This is a genomic window from Spirosoma migulaei (assembly GCF_054776855.1).
On record NZ_BAAHBG010000027.1, the window covers coordinates 101,493 to 126,640 of the forward strand.

Consider the following 25,148-nt stretch of genomic DNA (forward strand, 5'->3'; position numbering starts at 1 on the left):
GTTTTACACGTTATTGAACTAACCTACTAAACAAAATCCAATACCTGACAACTTTTGATAATCTCCTGACTATACTGACATGAATCGCATAACCTACGAGAACGAAGACGAAATCCGGGTTAAGTCATTAGCCGGAACCGTTATTATTAACGTCCTCCTGATTGCCTTGTTATTACTGGTGAAGCTATCCCAGACGGTTCCGAATCCACCCCCGATTCAATTTGTGGAAGTGAACTTTGGTACTGAGGCTCGGGGTAGTGGTCATATTCAAACGCGGAATAAGGCGTCGGATTCGCCGAATCCAGAGGAGGTTAAACCGGCCGAAAAGCGCCCCAATCCCAAAATCAATACAACCCCTCGGATCGAAAAGACCCGGGCTACACCTTCTCCAAAAGTGGAGGATGCGAAACCAGCAAAAACTGCTACTGAAAAGCCATTGATTGTTAGCAAAGCTGAAAGCCCGGTTACTACCCCCGAGCGACCGGAGCCGAAGCGGGTAGAATCGCCTAAGGCCACGGCCCCTGCCGAACGCCCTGTTCCTGTGGCACCGCCCAAGAAAGTAGAAACGGTTAATAATGATGCCCTCTTTAAAAAGTCATCGGGAGGGGGTGGTTCCAATGGTACGGTCGGGAAAGCAGCCGGTACGGGTGGAAATAATAATGGCGACGATGCCAGTGGTGTTGGGGATAAAGGAAACCCGAATGGTAAAATCAACGCGAAAGAATTTTACGGGACACCGGGAGGGGCTCCAACGGGTGTTGCTTTCGATGTTTCAGGTTGGTCGCTGGCCAGTCGGCCGAGTATAAGTGATGATTCGGATGAAACGGGTAAAATAGTCTTTCAAATTAAAGTGGATGAAAGTGGCGATATTATTAACGTACGTCAGTTACAAAGTACGGTGAGTCCATCGGTAAGTGAAGTGTATCGGAAGGCTGTTCAGCGACTCCGATTAAAACCAAAAGGAGGGGCAACTCCTCCTACGGCTACAGGTACGATTACATTTATTATAAAGTCGAAGGATTAATGGAGTACCCGGAAGCGATCGACTATCTCTACAGTCGGCTCCCCGTTTTTCACCGGATTGGCGCTAAAGCGATTAAACCTGGATTAGGCAATACCCTCGCCTTGTGCGAAGGCCTTGGCAATCCACAGCATCAGTTTCCTAGTATTCATGTCGGCGGTACGAATGGAAAAGGAAGCAGCTCGCATATGCTGGCCGCTATCTACCAGTCGGCGGGTTACCGAGTGGGGTTGTATACCTCACCCCATCTGAAGTCCTTTACAGAGCGAATCCGGCTGAATGGTCAGCCCATAGCAGAGAAGGAAGTCGCCCAGTTTGTTGAGCAGCACCAATCCCTGATCGAATCCATTGAACCATCCTTTTTTGAAGTAACGGTGGCTATGGCGTTCGATTTCTTTGCCCGGCACAAGGTTGATCTGGCTATTATCGAAGTTGGCTTGGGGGGCCGACTTGATTCAACGAATGTTATTACCCCGGAGGCTTCCCTGATTACGAACATCGGGTACGATCATACGGACATCCTGGGGGAAACCCTTCCTGAAATTGCCGGCGAAAAAGCGGGTATTATTAAAGCGGGAGTACCAGTCGTGATAGGTGAAACCCATCCTGAAACTGTGCTGGTCTTTAGCAAAACGGCAGCCCAACTCCAGGCTTCCCTTTTATTCGCCGATCAACACTACACGATTCAGGATGCTGGTGTAGTCGATGAAAAGCGGAACGTAGCAGTCTATCAGGAAGGGAGGAAACCTCATTTCCTGTCACTGGATTTACTCGGTTCCTACCAACTGCATAATCTGGCAGGTGTGTTGGCAACAGTTGAGGTACTACAATCCGTGTGGCCAGTAGAATCCGAAGCTCTGGAGAAAGGACTATCTGAGGTTACGATGTTAACCGGTTTAAAAGGACGCTTTCAAACCCTACAGCACCAGCCGAGAGTGATTGCCGATACAGCCCATAATCAGCCGGGCTTACTCGCTTTACTGGAGACAATTCAAACTATACCGTTTGCAGCCCTACGGATTGTACTGGGGTTAGTTGCTGATAAAGACCGCTCGAAAGTGCTCACTTCACTGCCTCAGACTGCGGTTTATTATTTCTGCCAGGCCCAGACTCCCCGTTCATTCCCGGCTGTTGACCTACAGGAAGAAGCCGCTCTGTTGGGGCGGGTAGGCGAGGTGTTTACTGATGTGAACGATGCCCTGGCTGCTGCCCTTACCGATGCTTCATTCGCTGATTTAATCCTGATAACGGGTAGTAATTATACGATTGCCGAATTAACAAATTTATAAACGTGACAAGACGAAAAACCCACCGCTTTCTGCAAAATGCAGAAAGTCAGAATGTTATTGAAGTTGGTAAACCGCTTTACAAAACAATACGAGGCCACTGGCGGAGCGATTATTTTGGGAATGAAAATCCGATTGTACTAGAATTAGCCTGTGGTAAAGGGGAGTATACGGTAGGTCTGGCGCAGGCTTTTCCGGACAAAAATTTTATTGGTGTTGATATTAAAGGGGATCGAATTGCGCGAGGTTCCCAGGCCGCTCAAACGCTTGGGTTAGCTAATGTGGCGTTTCTGCGTACGGATATCAACTTTCTTCACGAGTTTTTTTCGGGGCAGGAGGTAAATGAAATCTGGATTACTTTCCCCGATCCACAGCCGCGCCCCCGACAGGAAAAGCACCGACTGACCCATCCCCGCTTTTTATCTATTTACAAAGATCTGTTTGTACCCGGCGGCACCCTTCATTTAAAGACTGATAATCCAGAATTATTTGCGTACAGTTTGGAGCAGGTGCAGGAGATGGGATGTGTCGATTTACAATCAACAACTGACTTATATAATTCACCCTTGAATGGAATTCACATCGGTATAAAGACAAAATACGAGCAGCTATTCTTTGACAAGGGATTTACAATTAACTATTTACAATGCAAAATGGGTGTGATTTAATATAATCACACCCATTTACAATACTAATTAATTTACAATTTACCCGTAAGTTACTGTTGTATATTATTTAACTTTTAGGGTAATGTTTACAAACTTAAAATAACTTGGCAATTAAGTCTGCCACACGGCTCGAATACCCGTATTCGTTATCGTACCAGCCAACAACCTTTGCCAGGGTTCCGTTTACGGCGGTTAATTTCGAATCAAAAATGCACGAATGGGGGTTCCCTACGATGTCGATCGAAACGATTTCGTCCGTATTATATTCTAAATAGCCTTTTAAGCCTTCTTCAGACGCCTTTTTCATCGCATCGTTAATCTCCTGGATAGAGGCTTCCCGTTTCAGAACAACTGTTAGATCCGTTAATGAACCATCTGGCGTTGGTACGCGCAAGGCATTGCCATCCAATTTCCCTTTTAGCTGGGGAAGAACCAGGCCAACTGCTTTAGCGGCTCCGGTTGATGTTGGAACAATTGATAAGGCAGCTGCACGAGCCCGGCGTAGGTCGGAGTGAGGAGCGTCCTGAAGGTTCTGATCGGCTGTATAGGCGTGGATGGTTGTCATGTAGCCTTTCTCGATGCCAAATACATCGTCAAGTACTTTGGCCATTGGTGCCAGGCAGTTGGTTGTGCAGGAAGCGTTCGAGATGATCGTTTCGTTACCGGTTAGTGTATCGTCATTGACACCTAAAACAACCGTTGGAATATTTCCCTTAGCAGGAGCAGAGATAATTACTTTTTTAGCACCAGCCTGTAAGTGCAGGCCTGCGCCAGCTTCATCTACGAAACGTCCTGTTGATTCTAAGACAACATCGACATTTAGATCTTTCCACGGAAGATTTTTTGGATCACGTTCAGCGTAAGCATTGATCTTCGTACCGTTAACGGTCAGACTTTCGCTATCAGAAGTAACGGTTCCTGGAAATTTTCCATGAACAGAATCGTATTTTAGCAAGTGGGCAAGTGTCGCATTGTCCGTAAGGTCATTAATTGCGACTATTTCGATGTTTTCTTTTTCCAGAAGCCGTCTGAACGATAACCGTCCGATACGACCGAAGCCATTAATAGCAACGCGTATTTTTTCCATGTACAGTGAAAATTGGTTTGTTTTCGGGGTCAAATATACTGATTAATTAAGCGGATTGGTATAGGAGGGAGTTAGCTATAATTTTTAGTATTTAAAAACGGATATTTTAGTAAATTAGAATATTTTAGCATTTTATTAGCATATTGCTACTATTTTACTAATTATAAATAGCATTTTTAGCAATATTTACTAATTTTATTAGTATTTGCTAACTTATTTGTTAATATTACATTATAAAATACTAACAAATATCCGTATTACTAATTTATATTTTTTCTTAGAAAATAGGAGAGGGGGAATAGTAAGAGAATTAATCTTACTATTCCCCCTAAACTTTAGTCACTAACAGCCACCTATCTTAATCCTATATCAGTTCTAATAATTAGCATATTAGTTCAACGTACTGGGCTCCTTTTTCAGTTGCCTATTCTATTACTTCCTATTTTACTTTCTTTCTTTCATGTTTATCTACTGAATATAAAAGCTATTCTCTTAGCATTATGAGGTCTATGCGATTTAGCAATTAGTCACTATAACCTTTATATTTCAGGGCTTTACAATTTAAGATCAGCTGTTCTCCTATACTCATCCATAAATACACTTGAATCCTCCCACTAACTATACAAACACAAAACGCTATCAATCCTCGTCCTCACTCATTCTTAGCTTTCGTTACCTTGGGAATACATTACCTCAGCCTGGGACATCGATTATTTCAGCCAAGCCAGCCATAAGGCTATATACTCTTGTATGTTTTTAGTAGCGGTCGTGTGGATAAGTCTACCCAGTCTTACTGAGCCAGCTGTTTAGAAACTCTACTCAAACAAGGACATTTTAACATGGAGTAGATCGGTGCTTATTGATTTGTATCAAATAAGCACCGATCTACTCCAACTCTATTTTTCCTCTCCAAAAGCAGCTTAAGCCTAAAATTTTTATTTCAGCGGTTTATTCCTTCAAGCCATTAAGTCTATTAAATCTCCTATTGATAGCTTGTGTAAAGTCAATTCCTCAATCCAAACAGGAGGAAATGAACGGGCATCATTTTTGCTCTTTAACAAACAACAAAGTCATTACTGTACCATAATACACTAAGGCTATAATCTACTTGAGGCTTGGATACAGACTACCACGGCAAATAATTTAAGTGGTTATATTACAAGTATACATGTCTTATTAGTACCTTTGAAAAATCAGAAAAAGTAATTACTATAATATTGATGTACAACAATATAAAATTTGGCACTAAATTAAAGTAGACTGATATTCAGATAGTTATAATATTATATATAAATCTTTACTTTACTTTCATGACTAACAAAATCGAGGAAATTTGGGCCAACCGTGAGTTATTGGCAAAACATGAATCTATCCAGATTATAAAAGAAGTAATAAATCAATTAGATAAGGGCGAGCTCCGGGTAGCTACCCCGCCAGTTACTGAAGATGGGGAATGGACCGTTAATGAGTGGGTAAAAAAAGCCATCCTGCTTTATTTCGTCAGCCAGCAAATGAAAACAGAAGAAGTTGGCATCTTTACATTTAATGACAAGATCCCCCTCAAAACCAATTTCGCGGAAGCCAAGGTACGGGCCGTACCACCTGCTGTTGCACGCTATGGATCCTACCAGGCACCCGGTGTCATACTAATGCCATCCTATGTCAACATTGGTGCTTATGTCGATGAGCGTACGATGGTCGATACCTGGGCTACCGTTGGAAGCTGTGCTCAGATTGGTAAAGACGTTCACTTGAGTGGGGGTGTTGGAATTGGTGGTGTTTTAGAGCCCCCCCAGGCAGCACCCGTTATCATTGAAGATGGCGCTTTTATTGGATCACGCTGTATTGTTGTTGAAGGGGCGCACATTGGCAAACGAGCTGTGCTAGGAGCGGGGGTCACCATTACTGGCTCGTCAAAGATTATTGATGTTACGGGTGCTAAACCCGTCGAGTATAAGGGCTATGTTCCTGCTAACTCGGTGGTGATTCCTGGAAGTTATGCTAAACAATTTCCGGCGGGAGAATTTCACGTACCCTGTGCAATTATTATTGGTCAGCGGAAACCATCTACAGATTTGAAGACATCACTGAATGATGCGCTTCGTGAAAACAATGTATCTGTCTAAAAGTAGGCACTGCTGTCTATTGTACGATGTAAACTGAAACTAGAAAATTAAACAATAGTGCGATTTACATTAATAATTAAAATTGTAAATTTACAGAACTACACTATACTAGTGTAGTTCTTTTTTTGTTAATTACATTGTTAAGTTAAATTATTGCAATTACTTTTACGTATATATTTGTAATATCATCCCGAATCTATTTAACATAGTAACTAATCGTCTATGAATTCCTACGGACAACCCATGACCATAAATGACAAGATTAAACAGATTCTCATTGATAAGAATCTAACGCCTTCTTATTTCGCTGATGAAATAGGCGTACAGCGGTCTAGTATTTCGCATATTCTATCAGGCAGAAACCGGCCTAGTTTCGATATCATTCAGAAAATAATCCGACGTTTTCCAGAATTGGGCTATGAATGGATTATGGAAGAAGACAGTCCATCTACAGGGCAACCCGCTTCTTCAGGCTATATAAATCGGCCTGTTGGTCGTCCAGCGGTAGAACGCACCGACCGATTTCCTTCTGGCCCGTCCGCATCAATCCCAACGTATACATCCCAACAACCGGGTATACGTAGTCAACGCAACGAAATTCCGCCAGCCAGTACGCCTGTTCAACTCCCAATTGAAACCCCAGCACTTGCCGAGCAAACTCCCAGTTTAGCCACTGAAAAGAAAGTAGAACGTATACTAATCTTTTATACAGACGGTTCTTTCCGAGAATACACACCGACGATTTAGTTCTACAATCACGTTTATACTTTTGGGCATGAACAGATCAAGTGGGACAAGTTAAGTAGTTGCCGGAACTATGAATCGACTTGTAACTTTACCTTCCCCCAAATTATTTTCTCATTTTCTATACAACCAGCTTATAGTATGGAAAGGGGTTCTGAGTTTAGAATAAAATGTCCCTAGATCAACCTAGGCGAGTAAAGTAAGGAACTACCGCTGTCAGAAAAGTGTGCAAGTCCTCATGAATATAAGCGTATTTATAGTGCAGCTTTTATTGGCTAATTCTCTTTTGATGGCTCAGGTTGACTTGCCGGGTGGTAGTCAAATGAAGATCCTCGAAATGACCAGCAGAATAGCAGATATAGATAGCTCTTTGCAGGTCGACCAGTATACATTGGTTCAGCGTAAACAATTACTTAACCAGCTCTATAAAAGTGATCAACGTTATTGAGACAGTCTAGTCAATGGATCTAAGTCGGCTTTCAAACAGCAGCTATTTACCCATAAAATGGTAGCGAATGACCAAACCAATCAACGATTGCTCAGTAAGCTTGTTTTTAAGTTGGGATGGCCTACTCGTCAACAGTATGGAGATCAAGCGACTTTTACCGCCTGGCTGATTGTCTGGCATGCTAATATCAAAGCCTGTATTATCCGCTAATCAAGAATGCTTATCAGCAGGGTCTGATTACACAAAACCCTCACAATCTACAAGAACGTATGAAGCGTTATTCTAAGTGATACTACCATTTAGTTGTACGTACATTTCACATTACTTTTCAATTGAGTAGTTTGCCTTTACTGGTCGAATTTTGATCAACTTGAATCACTCTTTTTAGTCAAACGTAGCGCGTCATTGCTTATAAAACCGCCTTTATAGGCATTAAAAGCCTATTTTACACCCATAAACTACCTAACTCTCTGTAAAGCAATACTTTAGTGTTCCACGTGGATAACTTGTTGATAAGGCTGTGGATTACACCAATCCTTTTGTTGTATAATTTATATTATGTTAAGTAAAGTTTTTATTAAATAGGGCCAGCATCCTAGATACCGGCCCTATTCTTCTTATTTACTCTCAATGCAAACGATCTTCTTCTCTTCGTACTGCTTCAGAATATTTTCGGTATTCGTCAAATTTTCGGTTACCTCAGCTTCGTCTTTAATTAACTTGGCTTTCTGGAAATAGGGTAATGACTGCTTGAACTTGCCGCAAACTTTACCGTCCAGCTCTTTACCACTTTTGTTGTACTCAGCCATATCCATCTTATCTACGCCACGCTTCATTTCTACCGCGCGGTTAAAGATCCAGACAGCCATATTGAAGTTAGCATCGAAGTTATTCGGATCAACAGCTAATGCCTTTTCCAGATACTGCTTCTCTAAATTATAGTTGTCCATTTGAGTCTGCTTGAGATCAGCTACTTTCTTCTCATTCGCAGCAGCTACGGATGCATTGGCGGCAGCTTCTTTAGCAGCCGCTTCCAGGGTAGCCATTTCCCCTTTCTGTTCAGTGAGTCTTTTCTGAACATCTGCCAATTGACGCTTTAACTCCGCATTCTTGGGTTGCTTCTTGATTGAGGCACTCAAGCGGGCAATTTCACTATTGTAGGCATCGATAATGCTTTTCGAATCGGCCAGTTGCTTGGTTACATTACCACCTTTCTTTGAATCACCTTCCAGCTTTTTAATCTCCTCATCTGCCTTATGACCAATGTTATTATACACAATAGACAGATTCACCAGATTCTGAACGTTGTTCGGGTCTTTTTCAACCATTTGCTTCATGCCCGTAATGGCTTCTTCCATCCGGTTCGTTGACAACATAATGTTGATCTTCTCATTCGCCAGATCTTTATTGGATGGAGCCAGAGCGATTCCCTTATCCAGTGTGGCCAGTGCCTTATCCACTTCGTTATCGGCCCGATAGAGCATTGCCAGCGAACCGTAGATGGCTACATCTTTACCGCCACCAACAATGTATTTTTCCAGTTGTGTCTTAGCCGTTGCATTGTCCTTTACCTGCTGCGCTGCAATGGCTGAATAAAGCGGTGCCAGCGTATCTTTAGGATTAATATCGCCGGCCATAGTTAAGGACTTGATCGCATCCGCATAGTTTTTAGCCTGGAACTTAGCTACCCCCTGCTGCATGAATGCACTGTAAAGACCTGGGCTCTTCAAGGCTTCCTCTGCTTCCTTAGCCAATTTACCAGGGCCACCTTTCTTGTCCTTATCCAGTTCGATTACTTTCTTATAAGCATCATAAGCGGTAGATGCCGCTGCAGAGTCAACCTTTACGTACCCGCTACTGGCAATATTTTGATACGTTTTAGCCCGATCCATCCAGGTACTGGCTTTGGCACTCGCTTTCGCATCGGTAATATCCTTATCGCTTTTCTCCTTATCTTTCTTAACGGCATCCATTGCAGCGGCATCTACCACAGATGCGCCTTGCTGTGCACGTGCACCTACTGCCAGGCAACACGCAACGAGAATTACAAAAACTTGTTTCATGTGTAAATCGGGGTTGTGTTATTATTTCAGAAACGAAATTACGGAATCTGTCTGTATAAGCATGACCTACTCTAAATTGTTTGAGCCGCCTGGCTGATTATCAATCAATCCAGACGGCTCAGCATTACAGCCTATTGGTTTCTTTATTCAGCAACAGCTTCTGGTTCAGTGGGGGCTACCTCCTCCCCTTCTTCCTGCTTAATTTTTGTAACTGATGAGATCTCATCGCCATCACGCAGGCTAATGAGCCGGACACCCTGGGTATTCCGACCAATCACGCTGATTTCACTCACCGGAGTCCGAATCGCAATTCCTGATTTGTTAATGATCATCAGGTCGTCTGTATCGGCAACGTCCAGTACGCCAACTAATCGACCAACTTTTTCGGTTACTTTCAACGTACCAACACCTTTGGCACCCCGGTTGGTGATTCGGTATTCATCAATATCCGAACGTTTACCGTATCCATTCCGGGAAATTACCAACAATTGGGCTTCCGACGACGACAGGCACACCATACCAACAACATGATCGGTTGGATCGTCCTCATCGAGCGAGATACCCCGAACCCCGGCAGCGGTACGCCCCATCGGACGAACGCGACTTTCGTGGAAACGAACGGCTTTCCCTACGCTCGACGCAATAACGATCTCATTATCACCATTGGTCATACAAACCCCAATCAGTTGATCATCCTCATCAATCGTGATGGCAATGATCCCGTTCTGACGGGGACGAGAATACGCTTCCAACATCGTTTTCTTAATGGTGCCCTGACGGGTACACATCACAATGTAATTATTGTTGATGTAATCCTCGTTCTTCAGATCAGTCACGTTAATGACCGCCCGGACTTTATCATCCGATTCGATGTTGATAAAATTAGCCAACGGCCGACCTTTCGAAATACGGGAGCCTTCAGGTAGTTCATAGACGGGTAACCAGTATAATCGACCTTTCTGCGTAAACGCCAGCAGGGTATTGTGCATAGTCGCCGTGAACAGATGCTCCGTGAAGTCCTCTTCTTTCGTAGCCGCAGCTTTTGCGCCTACGCCACCCCGTCCCTGCGAACGATACTCGGTGGTTGGTGTCCGCTTGATATACCCTTCATGAGAAATGGTAATCACCATATCCTCATCGGCAATCAACGACAGGTCACTGATGTTTCCATCCCCGAGCGGATTGATCTCGGTACGACGTTGATCCCCATAACGGGCGCGGATATCAACCAACTCCTCTTTAATCACCTCGCGTTTGCGTTCTTCACTGGCCAGGATTTCCCGCAGGCCCATGATTTCACGCATTAACTCATCGTATTCGGCCTGTAGCTTATCCCGCTCCAGTCCCGTTAAACGTTGTAAACGCATCTCCAGGATCGCTTTCGCCTGGACATCACTCAGCGAAAACTGCGTCATCAGACCTATCCGGGCCACCTCTGTATCCCGAGACGAACGAATGAGGCTAATCACAGCATCGATATTATCCAGCGCAATTAACAACCCTTCCAGGATATGTGCCCGCTTCTCTGCTTCACGAAGTTCGTACTGCGTCCGGCGCGTTACTACCTCGAACCGGTGCTCAACGTAGTACTTCATCATATCTTTCAGATTCAACAACATCGGACGCCCTTTTACGAGCGCAACGTTATTGATACTGAATGAGGACTGCAGAGATGTATGCTTATACAGGTTATTCAGGACAACGTTCGGAATGGCATCTTTCCGCAGGTCATAAACAACCCGCAGACCATCTCGATCCGATTCATCCCGGAAGGCGGTGATTCCCTCGATCTTTTTGTCGTTGATTAACTCAGCGGTTTTTTCCAGCATCACCGCTTTATTGACCATGTAAGGCACGTCCGTTACAATGATCTGGGTTTTGCCTTTGTTTTCTTCGATGGTGGCATGCGCCCGCATCACTACGCGTCCACGACCGGTTTTGAAAGCGGACTTAACCCCTTCCATTCCGTAAATTGTGGCACCCGTTGGAAAGTCTGGCGCTTTCACAAACTGCATCAGTTCCTCAACCGTAATGTCATTATTATCCAGATAGGCAATAATGCCGTCTACGACTTCCGTCAGGTTATGAGGTGCCATGTTTGTAGCCATACCCACCGCAATACCCGACGAGCCGTTAAGCAACAGGTTCGGCAACTTACCAGGCATAACGGTTGGTTCTTCGAGGGAGTCGTCGAAGTTAGGCTGGAAATCAACCGTTTCTTTATAGATGTCGTTCAGGACTTCCTCCGCAATTCGCTTCAGGCGCGCTTCGGTATAACGCATAGCCGCTGGTGAATCACCATCAATGGAACCAAAGTTTCCCTGGCCGTCGACCAGTGGATACCGCAGTGACCAATCCTGGGCCATACGCACCATAGTGTCGTATACAGATGAGTCGCCGTGGGGGTGATATTTACCAAGTACTTCCCCAACGATACGAGCCGATTTCTTGTGGGGTTTGTTGTAACTAACGCCCAGCTCAGCCATTCCAAACAACACCCGACGGTGCACTGGCTTCAGGCCATCACGAACGTCGGGCAACGCACGCGAGATGATAACCGACATTGAATAGTCAATGTAGGCACCACGCATTTCGTCCTCAATGTTAATAGGAATGATGTTACTGGGGGCTTCGAGGTCGGGATTTTCTTCCGCCATTTGCTAAAGGGGTTTCGCAGAAAATTACTATTCCGGCTTACACAGTCTGTGCAAACCACGCTATACACAAATATACAAAATTTTCAGGAGAAAAGAGAAATAAACCCGCAAAAACGAGCCTAAATACGCCAGAGAGGGTATAAAAATAAGCCACCTAAACGCTATTCGCCAACTGTATTGAACACCCCATCATCCATTTGAAATACAATTGTATTTCAACTAAAACTTAGTCCATTTGCCGTTCACAGAAGCCGGTTTATCAGTTTCGATGACAGGCGAGTCATCTTACTGTAAACGACAAACTGAATACCATAAACTCCTTTATTCCTTAATCCTGGGATCGAACGCAAACGGCTCAGTCTGTAGTAAGGTAAAATCGGGATGAGCCGGATTAAGCAGAAAATTCCATTCATTGGGAATAATGGCAGAAGGCACCTTCAGGACGGCGGATCGGCCATGCCGAAGCCACTCCCCTCCTATCCGCTGACAGGCATCATACTGCCGGAACTCAAACCAGTCAGATGGCAGATTTTCTAGTGAAATTATTTCCATAGGAAGCGTATCAGGTACGTCGATAACCATCACCCGAAAATCGGCTAAAAGTCCTTCTCCGCTTCGGTGAACAACGTTTTCCAGACAGGCTAAGGCACGGGTTGCTGCCGTGTAAATCACAAACTGTCCACGACTATTCCAGCGGGCCGCTCCCCCCGAGGCTACCAGTCGATCCGCATAGGTAGTTTTTGTAATTCGGTAAACCAGCATTCGGTTAGGCCAGATCGCCGTATTCGATACGAATTACTTCATCCATCACTAAATCAATGCCGCCTGAGGTATGCAGCAAGTCAAAAGGAACCTGATTCCCCAATCCATAAGCCGGTTTGTCCATCCACCGCCGAAACGCATTGGCCGAACCAAAAACCGATTCGCCGGTCTGGAACAGAGACATTATTTTAAGGACTTTCTCACTATCCTGTGGGTTTAGTTTCTTATGCTCCCGCTCGTACCGTTGAAACGTTTTTAGGGACGTATCGAAAACCTCCGCGAGTTGTTCGCGTTTATAACCGGTCAGGTCGACTATCTCAAAGAAGCGAGTAGCGGGCACTCCTTTTAGGGCCGAGAAAACAAGTGCTGTGCGATCAGAAACTAGCATGTCACAAACATAGGAATTTTGTCTGGTAAACACAGAATTTTGTCCAACAATTCAAAAAATCTTCTAGTTCGAAAAACCTAAGCGCTCATTAATAGTTTAAGTATATAGTAACCAATTAATTAATAACGTTATGAAAAAGATAAGTTTAGCTTTATTGCTGGCCGTCAGCACCCTAAGTTTCCAGGCTTGCAGTAGCAAAAAGACAGAGAATACGGACAGCGTTGAAAACGCCGAGAAATCCAATGATTCCAAAGAAGATGCGGGTACCGGCCAGACGGAAGATACCAACGAGTTTGCCGTAAAAGCCGCCAACGGGGGTATGCTGGAGGTTGAACTAGGCCGACTGGCTCAGGAAAAAGCGGCCAGTAAGGATGTGAAAGACTTTGGCGCTATGATGGTAAAAGACCATTCTAAAGCCAATGAAGAATTGAAATCGATAGCGGCTACGCAAAATATAACCCTGCCATCAACACTGGGTGAGGATGCACAGAAACACGTTAACGACATGGCAAAACTATCGGGGACTGAATTCGACAAAAAGTACGTAAGCATGATGGTCGATGACCATAAAGAAGACATCGACGAATTTAAGAAGGCTGTTGATGAAGAGAAAACCAATCCAGCGGTCAAAGATTTTGCGATGAAAACGCTGCCCACTCTGCAAAAGCATATGGATGCGATCAATGCAATAGATAAGAAGATGAAGTAATCCGGTAGTATTCAGTCCGGACTACCAACGAGTTCCAACGGCCTTTGTGCAGTATATGGTTCAACCGATACCGCGCAAAGGCCGTTAGCAATTCAGATGGTTTACCCCTGCGCTATTATACCCTGATCTGGATAAGCCAATCTATGTAGTATACATTAATTGCTATATATCTTTCCACAAACGGGCGTCTATTGGAAAAGCGGACGTTCGGGCTACGGTTATTTGTCCGAATGAAGCGTGTGCCGGGTGAAGCAGGTAGTTAAAGGAGTCCGGTACTACCGCAGAAGGAACCCCAATCGATAGCACATCAGGCTTGGCCAACCAGGTTGCTATTACCTGATGATTCACACTAAAATCCGCTTCGTCCCGCCACTTTGTCGGCAAATCTGATGCATCGAGCAGACGTGGGTGCTCAGGTATTTCCAGCGTCAGTAAAACTAATCGAGGTAAGTCACTATAGGGTAATGATCGTAAGTGGACGATCTGTTCAAGCAAGGCTAATTCGGGACTAGCTGAGGTGTAAAGTATACCCACACCAGGCGGATTCCAGCGACCACCTAATCGTCGCGCTCCCTCTGCCGAGAGTGGTGTACTCAGAAAGCGCTCTTTAATAAGCCGGTACACTCGCACCGGCGATTCAATTGAAGTCATGCCAACTATTAGGAGTAGATACCATGCTCAATCCGCCCCAGCACGGTATGGACCATATTAAAACCAACGGTAGTATCTAAGAGGGTAACGGGTGCCTGCCTACGGAGTTCAGGCAAAGGTCCGTGTAGCCAGCGGCCCAGTACGTCGGTACGCCCATCAAATACGTCTAGACCGTGCTTAATCAATACTTCCAGTAATAATAGTCGCTCTGAGGCATTGCTATCCAATCGAGCATCTGGCCGAAGCCGATGAAGCGTCCGCTCCGAGAGATTTAGAATACGTGCCATCTCTTTGTCCGTTAGGCCAATTGGGCGGGCCACTTCATCGGCTTTTAACCGGCTTAAGCCCGCTCGCGACTGTTCAACAATGGCAAAGCCATCCCCTGTCCATTCTGCATCTGTGAGTAACTCCATTAGCTTATAGTTTAATGTCACTAAGGTAACCGCCATTTGGCAGACATGCAATTGAGCGCTGTTTATTAATAAGAGTTATCATGAGTAAATGTCCCATTCCCGTGATACTACATCCATGTTAGATATAAACTTTTCGAGCACCGTTAAAAGACTGACCGAGCCAGCCTGTTTATAAGAACCATCAATTTATATTTGCCCATTACTCTGGCGAATGTACCCAGAATAGGTTACCTGCTCAACTATGTTAACAATTGCCATTCTAAGTGATATCCATGGAAATTTACCGGCTTTTACGGCTGTTCTAAACGATATTGACAGCAAAGGTGCCGATCAGATTTTTTGTTTAGGCGATTTAGTTGACTTTGCCCCCTGGCCCAATGAAGTCATTGACCTGCTCAGGCGTATGCGCATTCCCAGCCTATTGGGTAATCATGACGAGCGAATTGCATTTGACCTACCGATTGTTCCATTACAAAAACATACTGCCGCCGAAACACAGGCTCGCGTAGCGGCTATTGCCCATACGCGCCAGACAATCCGTCCAGAAAACAAACTCTTTTTAGCCAGCCTGCCACGCGAGTTTAGGTTATCGTTTTCCTTTAAGGACAAAGTCTTTACTATCCTGTTGGTCCATGCCAGTACCCGCTCTATTGATGAGTACATCTATGAATCCCATGATCAGGAGGATTTAGTAGCAATGATGAACGAGCGTAAAGCCGATGTGTTGATTATGGGGCATACACATCAGTCCTATCTCCGACCTATTCCGATTGAGGAAACTTCAACCAGTCCGGCTACCTTCAAAATGGCGATTAACTGTGGATCGGTAGGCCGAACAAAAGAAGCGACACCTACAGCTACGTACCTCCTACTGACGGTTTCAGACGATCAGGCATCCTATGATGTCAATTCGATCAGGTACGAGATCGTTCAGGTAGCCTACCCGATTGCCCAAACTATTCAGGGAATTCTGGACAGTGATATTCCTGACTTTTACGCAGAGTTTTTTAATAGAAAGTTGGTAGGTTTAGAACCGGCTTAACTTATTGATTTCAAAAATCATCAGCTATACAAATACTATTTATTGGCATAGTTGCACAAAAGAAATCGCAGTATGCCTAAAATTTACGAATACTTCACATTTAGCCATCGTTGAGAAATAGAAAACCGTGATAGTGCTCAATCAAAAACCCGCATTTGAAAAAATAACGCAAAAAATATAAAGCCTTCACTCAAGATAGTAGATGCAACTTTCCTCGGTGATTACCTAATCGACATTCACTTCTCGGATGGTAAGCAACGAATTGTGAATGTCGCGAATGCCTTTAGCCAATTACATAGAAATCCGTTACCCAACCTCTTAAGGCGATGGCAGGCTACCCAACTAACTGTCGAAAAAAGTTCAGATAGTGATCCGGTTCCTTTCCCTTGAAATCTTTAAGGCCATTGGCTGCTTTATACTCAAACGAATAGCCACAAGGTACAACCGTCAGATAGCCGTTGATTTGACCAGGGATCAATATCCATTCTTCGTCAGCTCGCAGGCCAATATCACACGAGTTGCCTATCCCATCGAGGTAGAGTTCATCAGGAAACTTACCCTTGAAGTTTTCCAAGACCGGCCGTAGTGGCTCAGTTCATCTGACGGTTTCCCAGATTTGTAGCCATGAACTATTTATTCTCTTAAAAACGCTGATTTTTCTAGCTGTCCAACCCAATCCGTACCATACGATTGTCGATCAACGACTTTATTTTTCGTAAACGATTAATACCGATGGAAACGAGCGTTTATTGGACAATCATGTTAATTCCATGCTATGAGAGAAAGTAGTGACAGTTGTATGTGAGTTGAACAAACCACCATTCTAACTCACTTACAAACCATGACCTTCCTGCTAGTGGCCTAACCCTTTTCAGGAAATGAATTCTTTCGTAACGCCAGAAACCTAAGTTCTGCGCTGGGTCTGAACAGCTTGGACCCATTCCGTTTGCTGACAGCGCGGACACGTATGATGACTAGCTGTTATCTGCTCGATCTGGCCGCAAGTTGTACACGCATATTGTCCCCCTTGACTTAATGAGCTGCTTTTTTTGTGGTACAGTTTGGGCAGCACTGGTAAACCCGGCTGGACGTCTTCGTCGGCGTAGTAAAAAAAACTAAGATTCCCGTTCGTTTCTAGAATAGCGGTTTGTACCTGCCCCAAGTGCTCAATGTTCTGTTGTCGCATCTCAGCAAAAAACTCGTCCTTGGCAAATGTATTCTCCCCCGAATCCAAGACAAAGACACCCTCCTCGATTACATAGACCGGATCGCCTTCCAACAAGGTTTCAAACTGTTCGTTTCGGGAGGCCATCCAGGTGATGCACCGATAAAATAGTAGAATAGTGGCAAAGACTATCAGGGCGGGTACAATGGCATTATCTGGATTGGCCATCGGATCGCCTGCAGCCGAACCCAGCCCAATGATAATAGCGACCTCAAAGATTGACAACTGGCTAACCCCTTTTTTGCCTGAGAGCCGTAAGAAAATTAGAATGACTGAAAACATGATTAAGGTTCGCAGAACAATTTGTAGAGCTAAACTCCAGTCTAAATCAGCCAAGAACACGGTTTTGAGATCAATCATCATAAGGGCGATAAAGTGCATAAGGTAGAGTATCAATGACAAGAAGAACGCTAGCGGTGTCCGCTACTCTATAAGCCAGTTAACCCCGTATGCAACTAGCTTAGTTTGATAGAAAGTAAAAAATAATCATCTTCTAAAACGCTCTATCCGTGCGATAACAGTTTACACTTTAGGCAAACGACGAGTTATCTCCCTTTCCGCAGAACTACCCTACTTAGTAAGCCCAATAGTAATGAAGATTTTGTAAAAGCAAAAAGCCCCCACCTTCACCGGCAGGGGCTTTCACTTTTTATAAAATCAGATCAATCAGGATAATCAAAAAAATCCCGGTTCTACTTCACTTCTTCGTACGGAACATCCGAGACATTGTCACCGGCGGGTTGGCCTTGTCCGGCACCATCGCCGTTTCCGCCGAAACCGGCACCATCGGTTGGGTTAGCACCTGCCCCATTGGTGGCGTTATACATTTCCTGCGAAGCCGTTGCCCAGGCAGCATTCAGGCCTTCGAGTGCGGTGTCGATGGCGGCAGCATCACGGGAAGCATGAGCGCTGCGGAGTGTCGTCAGAGCCGCTTCAATGGCCGACTTGTTACCTTCCGACAGTTTGTCGCCATATTCTTTCAGTTGCTTCTCGGTCTGGAAGATCATCGAGTCAGCCGCATTGACTTTCTCAATTTTCTCGCGTTCCGCTTTATCGGCAGCTTCGTTGGCTTTGGCTTCTTCACGCATCCGGTTAATCTCCGCTTCGGTCAGACCGCTTGAGGCTTCAATCCGGATCTTCTGTTCTTTACCCGTGCCTTTATCTTTGGCCGTTACGTGCAGAATACCGTTGGCATCTACGTCGAATGTCACTTCAATTTGAGGAACACCACGGGGCGCTGGTGGAATATCGGACAGGATAAACCGACCTAATTGACGGTTTTGAGCTGCCATTGGGCGCTCACCCTGCAGGATATTGATTTCAACGCTCGGCTGGTTGTCCGATGCCGTCGAGTAGGTTTCCACTTTCTTGCTCGGGATCGTCGTGTTGGCATCTACCATTTTGGTAAATACGCCACCCATCGTTTCAATACCCAGCGAGAGTGGGATAACGTCGAGCAACAGAACATCTTTTACTTCACCCGTTAATACACCACCCTGAATAGCAGCACCAATGGCTACGGCTTCATCGGGGTTAACGGCTTTCGAAGGCTTCCGACCGAATAGTTTTTCAACCTCTTCCTGGACTTTTGGAATCCGGGTCGAACCACCCACCAGAATGACTTCGTCAATCTGGTTAGCCGACAAACCTGAGTTTTTCAGGGCACGACGGCAAGGTTCCAAACTCCGCTGAATCAGCGAATCAGACAGTTGTTCGAATTTCGCCCGGCTCAGTGTCCGCACCAGGTGTTTTGGAATCCCATTTACCGGCATGATATACGGCAGGTTGATTTCCGTCGAGTTCGAGCTGGACAGTTCAACTTTTGCTTTTTCGGCCGCTTCTTTCAGGCGTTGCAGGGCCATTGGGTCCTGACGCAGGTCAATACCTTCGTCTTTCTTGAATTCGTCGGCAAGCCAGTTGATGATTACCTGATCGAAGTCGTCACCACCCAAATGAGTATCCCCATCGGTCGATTTTACTTCAAACACGCCATCACCAAGTTCCAGGATCGAAATATCGAACGTACCACCACCCAGGTCAAATACAGCGATTTTCTGATCGTGATTTGTTTTGTCCAGACCGTACGCCAGCGCGGCTGCGGTTGGCTCGTTGATAATCCGTTTTACATCGAGACCGGCAATAGCGCCCGCTTCTTTCGTGGCCTGACGCTCGGCATCATTGAAGTAAGCAGGTACCGTAATAACGGCTTCTGTTACGGTTTGGCCAAGATAATCTTCGGCCGTCTGCTTCATCTTTTGCAGAATCAGAGCCGAAAGTTCCTGTGGTGTATATTGACGATCGCCGATACGAACGCGGGGGGTACCATTCGGGCCGTTCTCAACGTCGTAAGCAACGTTTTTAATTTCGTTGGTAACCTCACCAAAGCGTTTACCCATGAAACGCTTAATGGAGGAAATCGTATGTTTCGGGTTGGTGATGGCCTGACGTTTGGCGGGAGCGCCTACTTTGCGTTCGCCGTTGCCGTTATCCATAAACGCAACAACCGATGGGGTTGTGCGGGCTCCTTCGGAGTTGGGGATCACAACCGGCTCGTTGCCTTCCATCACGGCCACGCACGAGTTCGTGGTGCCTAAGTCAATACCAATAATTTTTCCCATGACTGGTTTAGTTTCTTTTTAATATGCTGTGTGTATTCTGACAGACAGAACCTATCTATCAATACAAATGCCAGCGCGGAAAAATGTTTGAATTGCTGTCAGATTGGCAGAATTAGGTGAGCAATTGGGTCAGTATGTCGCGTTGGGTGTAGTCACACCCTTACGATGTGGCAGACTTCTCCATTACGTTGTGGCCCCGACGCAGACACCTACTTATCTATACAAAAGCCTCGTATCGAAAATCCACTTTGATCGGATTTGCAATACGAGGCTTTTGTACCTAAAGAATTATAGACGCCCGTTCCTACAAGTTATTTCCCGAACAGACCACCCAGCATACCACCGAGTCCACCACCTGCTCCCCCCTGCGTAGCTACACGGAGCAGATCATTCATATCGAGTTTACCATCGGCCATGGCTGAGCCAGCCATACCCATCCAGTCAACACCCTGTTGGCCAGTAGCAGTTCCTAAGATACTATTGCCATCAACACTCGAATCATTCGGGTCAGCTGCTTTGTTCATCAGTTTGCTCAGTACAATGGGGACCAATGTACTTGCTACTGACATCGCTACCTGAGGTGAAATACCTAATTTCTGCATTAAGCTTTCCTCAACATGGCTCTGAACGCCTTGGGTAACCGGGCTTTGCTGAACATTACCACCTCCATTAACAACCATACCCAGCAAATTACCCAGGCCACCACCCTGCGCCTGTTGACCCAGACCGCTCATAATGCTGCTGGCCACTGTCTGCATAACACTATCGTTTTGACTATTTGGGATGGCTGGGTTGTTAATAACCGCCTGGCCTGCCTGTTGCTGAACCAGATTCATCAATGTTTCTAACATGACTCGTTTGTTTTAAACTGTTAAACGGAATAGGTTTAGTTGATACCCCGCATTAAAATTAGATAGATTCCAATGGATACGTCAACCTGAATCGGTTAATTTGTCCCGAATCTATTTTCACGCTTATGACGAACCAAGACCCGAAAAGTAGCGCTCCTGAATCAGAAAATATAGTGTTTACAGAACAAGCCAAACCATTACTTACGGATTTACTCTATCCCAGCGAATCCGACGAACCTATTGATACGGTAACCTGCTACTTGAAGCAGGAAGAACCACTAACAGTAAGTCAGATTAAAGATTGGCAGATGTTATCCCCATCGGTGTATGTCGAAGAAATACCTGAGGCCGACTTTTGGGAACCCGTCATTACGGAACAGGATTGGTATAGCGACGACGAGAAAACACGCACAGCCAGCTTTCAGAAACTACACAAGCTAGTACAGGACACATTAACCGTTCGGCAGGTGTTTCGGGTGGGCGAGTCAGAAATGGATGTCTACCTACTTGGCCGTCAGAGCGACGGCGAACGGGCAGGCTTAAAAACGAAGATGGTGCAGACGTAGGCAGGAGAGTAATAGGAGCGAGGAGTGAGTACTAGGAGATAATTTGGCTGTAGCCGCTCCTAGTACTCACTCCTATTACTTCTTTTTCTGTTTACTTTACCTGTGCCACAACAGCAGCAAAAGCTTCCGGATGGTTCATGGCCAGATCGGCCAATACTTTACGGTTGAGTTCGATACCTGATTTGTTCAGAGCACCCATCAGGGCCGAGTATGATAACCCGTTAATCCGGGCACCAGCGTTGATCCGCTGAATCCAGAGACCACGGAAATCGCGTTTTTTAGCGCGACGGTCACGGTACGAGTAGCCTAAACCTTTTTCGACAGCGTTTTTCGCAACTGTCCAAACATTTTTACGCCGACCAAAATAACCTTTGGCCAGCTTCATTACTTTTTTCCTACGCGCCCGTGAGGCAACGTGATTGACGGAACGTGGCATTGTATGTTAGTTGTTTTTTGACGACAGGCGGGAAGATGAATGTATAATGTATAATGAATAAAGTAAAATGGACGTAGCCAGCTTCATTATTTATTCATTTTGCATTATTCATTATTCATTCCTCTTGTAAAGCCCGGCATCGGGTGAAACGTGAAACCAGGATGCGACCGCATCCTTTTTTGTCCTTTAAACGTTCAGCAGCGCTTTGATGCGACGTTCGTCAGGAGCAGCAACCGTCGTATCATGCACTAAATTGCGCTTCTGCTTGGTTGATTTTTTTGTCAGGATATGACTGTGGAAGGCATGCTTCCGCTTGATTTTTCCGGTGCCGGTCAGCTTGAAACGCTTCTTGGCCGCCGAATTGGTTTTTACTTTTGGCATTGCAGTAAACCGCTTTGTACGGAAATTTAAGTAAACAGGCCGCAAAGATACAAAAAAAATAGGAGAAAAGGGAGTAGCGGAACGAAATGGGGAAAGGATTTTACAATTTCCTTCTTCCATTTCGTTCCGCTACTCCCTTTTCTCCTAAACTTTATTTTTTAGGAACTACCACTTTCGGTGATAGGAACATACTCATCCGTTTGCCTTCAAGTTTGGGTTCAGATTCAATCTTACCATAGTCTTCCAATCCTTTGGAAAAACGTTCCAGCAATTGAAATCCGCGGTCTTTAAAGACAATGGCCCGGCCTACAAACTGTACGTAGGCTTTTACTTTGGCACCTTCTTTCAGGAAGTTAATGGCGTGTTTAAGCTTGAACTCAAAGTCGTGATCATCGGTATTGGGGCCGAATCGAATCTCTTTGATAACAACTTTCGTCGCATTCGCCTTGATTTCTTTCTGCTTTTTCTTCTGCTCGTATTTGAACTTGGAGTAGTCCACGATACGGCAAACAGGCGGCACAGCATTGGGCGAGACCTCAACCAGGTCGAGGTTTTGCGCCTTGGCCATCGCCTGGGCTTTATTTATGTCGTAGATTCCCTGCTCTACATTTTCACCAACCACCCGAACTTCGCGGACGAGGATGCGTTCATTGACTTTGTAGGGTTCTTCAACCACGCGACGGGGTGGTCTGCGCTGGGGTAATGCCATAGATTGTGTTTAGGGTAACAAATTTGTTTGAAAATGACTTTTATAGCGTTTGGTCAAAAGTCGCTTGGATAACGTAATGGGTTCTAAAAAGTTCGGGAAACTATCGAAAATACAGATGTGAAGCAAGTTTAAACAGTTTATGGTATTCAGTTTATGGTTTACGGTTAGCTGACGAATAGTTGCTTTCGCTGGTGTGTGCGGCTAGCCAACCGTAAACCATAAACTGAATACCATAAACCAAATTTACATTTTCACTTCCGCCTGAAACGTTTTTACGAATTCGTCTACGCTCATACTACCCAGGTCGCCCTGGCCTTTCCGGCGGACAGACACTTTGCCATCAGCCGCTTCTTTCTCGCCAACAATGAGCATATAAGGTACTTTATTCACTTCGGCATCCCGAATTTTACGGCCAATCTTCTCGTCACGCAAGTCGACAAAACCGCGAATATCCTGCTCCTGCAAGCTAAAATACAGATCGTTGGCGTAGTCTTCGTACTTTTCAGAAATCGGCAAAATCGCGATTTGATCGGGCGAAAGCCAGAGTGGGAAATTGCCACCTGAGTTCTCAATCAGGATCGCAATAAATCGTTCCATCGAGCCAAACGGTGCCCGGTGAATCATAACCGGACGGTGTTTCTGGTTGTCTGCACCAATATATTCCAGTTCAAAGCGATTTGGCAGGTTATAATCGACCTGAATTGTTCCCAGTTGCCATTTCCGGCCCAATGCATCGCGTACCATGAAATCGAGCTTGGGGCCGTAAAAGGCCGCTTCCCCTAACTCCGTGACGGTTGGCAATCCTTTTTCAGCCGCAGCTTCAATAATGGCGGATTCAGCTTTTTCCCACAAATCGTCGGAACCGATGTACTTGGTATTGTTCTCCGGATCACGCAGGGATATCTGGGCACTATAATCAGAAAACCCGAGTGATTTGAAAACGTACAGTACCAGATCGATCACCTTCATGAACTCTTCTTTCACCTGATCGGGTCGGCAGAAGATATGGGCATCATCCTGGGTGAATCCCCGAACACGCGTGAGCCCGTGTAACTCGCCCGATTGCTCATAGCGATACACGGTACCAAATTCGGCCAGCCGCAAGGGCAGGTCGCGGTAGGAACGTGGTTTCGTTTTGTAAATCTCGCAGTGGTGCGGGCAGTTCATGGGTTTCAGCAGGAACTCTTCATTCGGATCAGGCGTCTTGATCGGCTGGAATGAATCTTCACCGTATTTCTCCCAGTGACCCGATGTAACGTACAATTGCTTGCTGCCAATATGGGGCGTTACAACTTGTAAATAACCCGCCCTCGACTGCGCTTTCCGAAGAAAATTTTCCAGTCGTTCGCGCAACATAGTACCTTTTGGTAACCACAAGGGTAACCCCGCTCCTACTTTCTCCGAGAACGCGAACAACTCCAGTTCTTTACCCAGTTTACGATGGTCGCGTTTTTTAGCTTCCTCGAGCAAATACAGGTAATCGTCGAGTTCTTTCTGTTTCGGGTAAGTAACGGCGTAAATACGCGTTAACTGCTTATTTTTTTCGTTGCCACGCCAGTAGGCCCCAGCCACGTTCATCAGTTTAACCGCTTTTATAAAACCCGTGTTAGGAATATGGGGTCCCCGGCACAGATCCGTAAAATCACCCTGCGTATAAAAGGTGATGCTACCATCCTCCAGCCCTTCGAGCAAATCGAGTTTATAGGGGTCACCTTTCTCCTCAAAGTAAGCAACAGCCTCAGCTTTGCTCATTGGTTTTCGGATGTACTGCTGTTTCTGACGAGCCAGTTCCAGCATTTTATCCTCTACCTTTTTAAAGTCTTCCTGCGAAAACGGCTGTCCACCCAGGTCAACGTCATAGTAAAATCCCGTTTCGATGGCGGGTCCAATACCGAACTTTGTACCTGGGTACAGGCTCTCCAGCGCTTCGGCCAGCAAGTGAGCCGACGAGTGCCAGAAGGTAGCTTTACCATCAGTATCATTCCACGTCAGGAGTTGGATCGTAGCATCCTCCTCAATAGGGCGCGTAGCATCCTGAACAACGCCGTTTACTTTGGCAGCCAGTACATTACGGGCCAGTCCTTCACTGATTTGAGTGGCAATATCCAGCCCGGTGCTCCCTTTGGGATACTGTCGAACGCTGCCATCTGGCAGCGTCACGCGGATTTGTTCGTCCTGCGCAATCATACTTTACACTAATTTATTTGTGGGCACCCGCAGCTTACCTACAACTGTAAGCTACTTATTTTTATGTATGATGTATGACTTATCGCGAGTTAATCATACATCCTATATAA

The 25,148-nt window shown here is 45.4% G+C and carries 23 protein-coding genes; 8 read left to right on the forward strand and 15 right to left on the reverse strand.

Features of this window, described 5'->3' with window-relative positions:
• The first annotated feature begins 79 nt into the window (after positions 1–79).
• Genes ACYVGO_RS25210 through trmB form a run of 3 tightly spaced genes read left to right on the forward strand, consistent with a single transcriptional unit; the run spans position 80 to position 2,975 of the window.
• Positions 80–1,024 carry an energy transducer TonB gene (locus ACYVGO_RS25210; protein WP_460971644.1) on the forward strand — a complete coding sequence of 315 codons (945 nt, stop codon included), beginning with the start codon at positions 80–82 and terminating at the stop codon, positions 1,022–1,024.
• On the forward strand, positions 1,024–2,310 hold the full coding sequence (locus ACYVGO_RS25215) for a bifunctional folylpolyglutamate synthase/dihydrofolate synthase (RefSeq protein WP_460971645.1): 1,287 nt from the start codon (positions 1,024–1,026) through the stop codon (positions 2,308–2,310). The genes ACYVGO_RS25210 and ACYVGO_RS25215 overlap by 1 nt, the downstream gene beginning before the upstream one ends.
• 2 nt (positions 2,311–2,312) lie before the next feature.
• Entirely contained in the window at positions 2,313–2,975 is a 663-nt protein-coding gene (gene trmB, locus ACYVGO_RS25220) for a tRNA (guanosine(46)-N7)-methyltransferase TrmB (protein WP_142773212.1), read from the forward strand.
• Between the two features lie 94 nt (positions 2,976–3,069).
• On the opposite strand, the gene gap is transcribed toward trmB, so the two are convergent.
• Positions 3,070–4,062, reverse strand: a complete 993-nt coding sequence (gap, locus tag ACYVGO_RS25225; protein WP_460971646.1) for a type I glyceraldehyde-3-phosphate dehydrogenase — start codon at positions 4,060–4,062, stop codon at positions 3,070–3,072.
• Positions 4,063–5,372: 1,310 nt separating this feature from the next.
• On the opposite strand from gap, the gene ACYVGO_RS25230 reads away from it, so the two are divergent.
• Positions 5,373–6,188, forward strand: a complete 816-nt coding sequence (locus ACYVGO_RS25230; RefSeq protein ID WP_460971647.1) for a 2,3,4,5-tetrahydropyridine-2,6-dicarboxylate N-succinyltransferase — start codon at positions 5,373–5,375, stop codon at positions 6,186–6,188.
• A gap of 222 nt (positions 6,189–6,410) precedes the next feature.
• Positions 6,411–6,935 carry a helix-turn-helix transcriptional regulator gene (locus ACYVGO_RS25235; protein WP_460971648.1) on the forward strand — a complete coding sequence of 175 codons (525 nt, stop codon included), beginning with the start codon at positions 6,411–6,413 and terminating at the stop codon, positions 6,933–6,935.
• A 1,062-nt stretch (positions 6,936–7,997) separates the two neighbouring features.
• On the opposite strand, the gene ACYVGO_RS25240 is transcribed toward ACYVGO_RS25235, so the two are convergent.
• The 4 genes from ACYVGO_RS25240 to parS (ACYVGO_RS25255) all read right to left on the reverse strand — a co-directional run bounded on the left by ACYVGO_RS25240 (position 7,998) and on the right by parS (ACYVGO_RS25255) (position 13,250).
• Complete coding sequence (locus ACYVGO_RS25240) at positions 7,998–9,443, reverse strand: tetratricopeptide repeat protein (RefSeq protein WP_460971649.1); 1,446 nt, start codon at positions 9,441–9,443, stop codon at positions 7,998–8,000.
• Positions 9,444–9,586: 143 nt separating this feature from the next.
• Entirely contained in the window at positions 9,587–12,100 is a 2,514-nt protein-coding gene (gene gyrA, locus ACYVGO_RS25245) for a DNA gyrase subunit A (protein WP_142773208.1), read from the reverse strand.
• Between the two features lie 321 nt (positions 12,101–12,421).
• A complete protein-coding gene (locus tag ACYVGO_RS25250; protein WP_460971650.1) occupies positions 12,422–12,862 on the reverse strand; it encodes an RES family NAD+ phosphorylase in 441 nt (146 codons plus the stop codon).
• A gap of 4 nt (positions 12,863–12,866) precedes the next feature.
• The gene (gene parS, locus ACYVGO_RS25255; RefSeq protein ID WP_142773206.1) at positions 12,867–13,250 is read right to left on the reverse strand and encodes a type II RES/Xre toxin-antitoxin system antitoxin; all 384 of its coding nucleotides are present in this window, start codon (positions 13,248–13,250) and stop codon (positions 12,867–12,869) included.
• Positions 13,251–13,380: 130 nt separating this feature from the next.
• Between parS (ACYVGO_RS25255) and ACYVGO_RS25260 the strand changes: the two genes are divergently transcribed.
• Positions 13,381–13,959, forward strand: coding sequence for a DUF4142 domain-containing protein (locus ACYVGO_RS25260; RefSeq protein ID WP_142773205.1), 579 nt, complete (start codon positions 13,381–13,383; stop codon positions 13,957–13,959).
• A gap of 162 nt (positions 13,960–14,121) precedes the next feature.
• On the opposite strand, the gene ACYVGO_RS25265 is transcribed toward ACYVGO_RS25260, so the two are convergent.
• Together ACYVGO_RS25265 and parS (ACYVGO_RS25270) are read right to left on the reverse strand one after the other, a co-directional pair.
• Positions 14,122–14,610, reverse strand: a complete 489-nt coding sequence (locus ACYVGO_RS25265; RefSeq protein ID WP_460971651.1) for an RES family NAD+ phosphorylase — start codon at positions 14,608–14,610, stop codon at positions 14,122–14,124.
• An 8-nt stretch (positions 14,611–14,618) separates the two neighbouring features.
• A complete protein-coding gene (gene parS / locus ACYVGO_RS25270) occupies positions 14,619–15,023 on the reverse strand; it encodes a type II RES/Xre toxin-antitoxin system antitoxin (protein ID WP_460971652.1) in 405 nt (134 codons plus the stop codon).
• Between the two features lie 241 nt (positions 15,024–15,264).
• On the opposite strand from parS (ACYVGO_RS25270), the gene ACYVGO_RS25275 reads away from it, so the two are divergent.
• Positions 15,265–16,065, forward strand: a complete 801-nt coding sequence (locus ACYVGO_RS25275; RefSeq protein WP_460971653.1) for a metallophosphoesterase family protein — start codon at positions 15,265–15,267, stop codon at positions 16,063–16,065.
• Positions 16,066–16,399: 334 nt separating this feature from the next.
• Here the strand turns inward: ACYVGO_RS25275 and ACYVGO_RS25280 are convergent, their stop codons facing one another.
• The 4 genes from ACYVGO_RS25280 to ACYVGO_RS25295 all read right to left on the reverse strand — a co-directional run bounded on the left by ACYVGO_RS25280 (position 16,400) and on the right by ACYVGO_RS25295 (position 20,759).
• Entirely contained in the window at positions 16,400–16,639 is a 240-nt protein-coding gene (locus ACYVGO_RS25280) for a hypothetical protein (RefSeq protein ID WP_460971654.1), read from the reverse strand.
• 330 nt (positions 16,640–16,969) lie between these two features.
• The gene (locus ACYVGO_RS25285) at positions 16,970–17,671 is read right to left on the reverse strand and encodes a DUF421 domain-containing protein (protein WP_460971655.1); all 702 of its coding nucleotides are present in this window, start codon (positions 17,669–17,671) and stop codon (positions 16,970–16,972) included.
• Positions 17,672–17,982: 311 nt separating this feature from the next.
• Entirely contained in the window at positions 17,983–19,908 is a 1,926-nt protein-coding gene (dnaK, locus tag ACYVGO_RS25290; protein WP_460971656.1) for a molecular chaperone DnaK, read from the reverse strand.
• Between the two features lie 311 nt (positions 19,909–20,219).
• Positions 20,220–20,759 carry a hypothetical protein gene (locus ACYVGO_RS25295; RefSeq protein ID WP_460971657.1) on the reverse strand — a complete coding sequence of 180 codons (540 nt, stop codon included), beginning with the start codon at positions 20,757–20,759 and terminating at the stop codon, positions 20,220–20,222.
• A gap of 125 nt (positions 20,760–20,884) precedes the next feature.
• Between ACYVGO_RS25295 and ACYVGO_RS25300 the strand changes: the two genes are divergently transcribed.
• Positions 20,885–21,325 (forward strand): nuclease A inhibitor family protein, encoded by a 441-nt coding sequence (locus tag ACYVGO_RS25300; protein WP_460971658.1) that lies wholly within the window; start codon positions 20,885–20,887, stop codon positions 21,323–21,325.
• Positions 21,326–21,416: 91 nt separating this feature from the next.
• Here ACYVGO_RS25300 and rplT read toward each other — a convergent pair whose 3' ends face one another.
• The 4 genes from rplT to thrS form a co-directional block, all read right to left on the reverse strand.
• The gene (gene rplT, locus ACYVGO_RS25305; RefSeq protein ID WP_142773191.1) at positions 21,417–21,761 is read right to left on the reverse strand and encodes a 50S ribosomal protein L20; all 345 of its coding nucleotides are present in this window, start codon (positions 21,759–21,761) and stop codon (positions 21,417–21,419) included.
• A 186-nt stretch (positions 21,762–21,947) separates the two neighbouring features.
• Positions 21,948–22,142, reverse strand: a complete 195-nt coding sequence (rpmI, locus tag ACYVGO_RS25310) for a 50S ribosomal protein L35 (RefSeq protein ID WP_142773190.1) — start codon at positions 22,140–22,142, stop codon at positions 21,948–21,950.
• Between the two features lie 151 nt (positions 22,143–22,293).
• Positions 22,294–22,851, reverse strand: a complete 558-nt coding sequence (gene infC / locus ACYVGO_RS25315) for a translation initiation factor IF-3 (RefSeq protein ID WP_142773189.1) — start codon at positions 22,849–22,851, stop codon at positions 22,294–22,296.
• Positions 22,852–23,094: 243 nt separating this feature from the next.
• Positions 23,095–25,038: a threonine--tRNA ligase gene (thrS, locus tag ACYVGO_RS25320; RefSeq protein WP_460971659.1), complete on the reverse strand. Its 1,944-nt coding sequence runs from the start codon at positions 25,036–25,038 to the stop codon at positions 23,095–23,097.
• Between the last annotated feature and the right edge of the window lie 110 nt (positions 25,039–25,148).

Excerpts from the sequence above, each read along its gene's own strand:
- ACYVGO_RS25215 (WP_460971645.1), top strand. The coding sequence starts at position 1,024 with ATGGAGTACCCGGAAGCGATCGACTATCTCTACAGTCGGCTCCCCGTT.
- ACYVGO_RS25210 (WP_460971644.1), top strand. The coding sequence starts at position 80 with ATGAATCGCATAACCTACGAGAACGAAGACGAAATCCGGGTTAAGTCA.
- ACYVGO_RS25240 (WP_460971649.1), bottom strand. The coding sequence starts at position 9,443 with ATGAAACAAGTTTTTGTAATTCTCGTTGCGTGTTGCCTGGCAGTAGGT.
- rpmI (WP_142773190.1), bottom strand. The coding sequence starts at position 22,142 with ATGCCAAAAGTAAAAACCAATTCGGCGGCCAAGAAGCGTTTCAAGCTG.
- ACYVGO_RS25250 (WP_460971650.1), bottom strand. The coding sequence starts at position 12,862 with ATGCTGGTTTACCGAATTACAAAAACTACCTATGCGGATCGACTGGTA.
- ACYVGO_RS25265 (WP_460971651.1), bottom strand. The coding sequence starts at position 14,610 with ATGACTTCAATTGAATCGCCGGTGCGAGTGTACCGGCTTATTAAAGAG.
- thrS (WP_460971659.1), bottom strand. The coding sequence starts at position 25,038 with ATGATTGCGCAGGACGAACAAATCCGCGTGACGCTGCCAGATGGCAGC.
- infC (WP_142773189.1), bottom strand. The coding sequence starts at position 22,851 with ATGGCATTACCCCAGCGCAGACCACCCCGTCGCGTGGTTGAAGAACCC.
- ACYVGO_RS25230 (WP_460971647.1), top strand. The coding sequence starts at position 5,373 with ATGACTAACAAAATCGAGGAAATTTGGGCCAACCGTGAGTTATTGGCA.
- ACYVGO_RS25235 (WP_460971648.1), top strand. The coding sequence starts at position 6,411 with ATGAATTCCTACGGACAACCCATGACCATAAATGACAAGATTAAACAG.
- ACYVGO_RS25285 (WP_460971655.1), bottom strand. The coding sequence starts at position 17,671 with ATGCACTTTATCGCCCTTATGATGATTGATCTCAAAACCGTGTTCTTG.
- ACYVGO_RS25295 (WP_460971657.1), bottom strand. The coding sequence starts at position 20,759 with ATGTTAGAAACATTGATGAATCTGGTTCAGCAACAGGCAGGCCAGGCG.
- ACYVGO_RS25300 (WP_460971658.1), top strand. The coding sequence starts at position 20,885 with ATGACGAACCAAGACCCGAAAAGTAGCGCTCCTGAATCAGAAAATATA.
- gyrA (WP_142773208.1), bottom strand. The coding sequence starts at position 12,100 with ATGGCGGAAGAAAATCCCGACCTCGAAGCCCCCAGTAACATCATTCCT.
- ACYVGO_RS25275 (WP_460971653.1), top strand. The coding sequence starts at position 15,265 with ATGTTAACAATTGCCATTCTAAGTGATATCCATGGAAATTTACCGGCT.
- dnaK (WP_460971656.1), bottom strand. The coding sequence starts at position 19,908 with ATGGGAAAAATTATTGGTATTGACTTAGGCACCACGAACTCGTGCGTG.
- rplT (WP_142773191.1), bottom strand. The coding sequence starts at position 21,761 with ATGCCACGTTCCGTCAATCACGTTGCCTCACGGGCGCGTAGGAAAAAA.
- ACYVGO_RS25260 (WP_142773205.1), top strand. The coding sequence starts at position 13,381 with ATGAAAAAGATAAGTTTAGCTTTATTGCTGGCCGTCAGCACCCTAAGT.
- gap (WP_460971646.1), bottom strand. The coding sequence starts at position 4,062 with ATGGAAAAAATACGCGTTGCTATTAATGGCTTCGGTCGTATCGGACGG.
- parS (WP_142773206.1), bottom strand. The coding sequence starts at position 13,250 with ATGCTAGTTTCTGATCGCACAGCACTTGTTTTCTCGGCCCTAAAAGGA.
- parS (WP_460971652.1), bottom strand. The coding sequence starts at position 15,023 with ATGGAGTTACTCACAGATGCAGAATGGACAGGGGATGGCTTTGCCATT.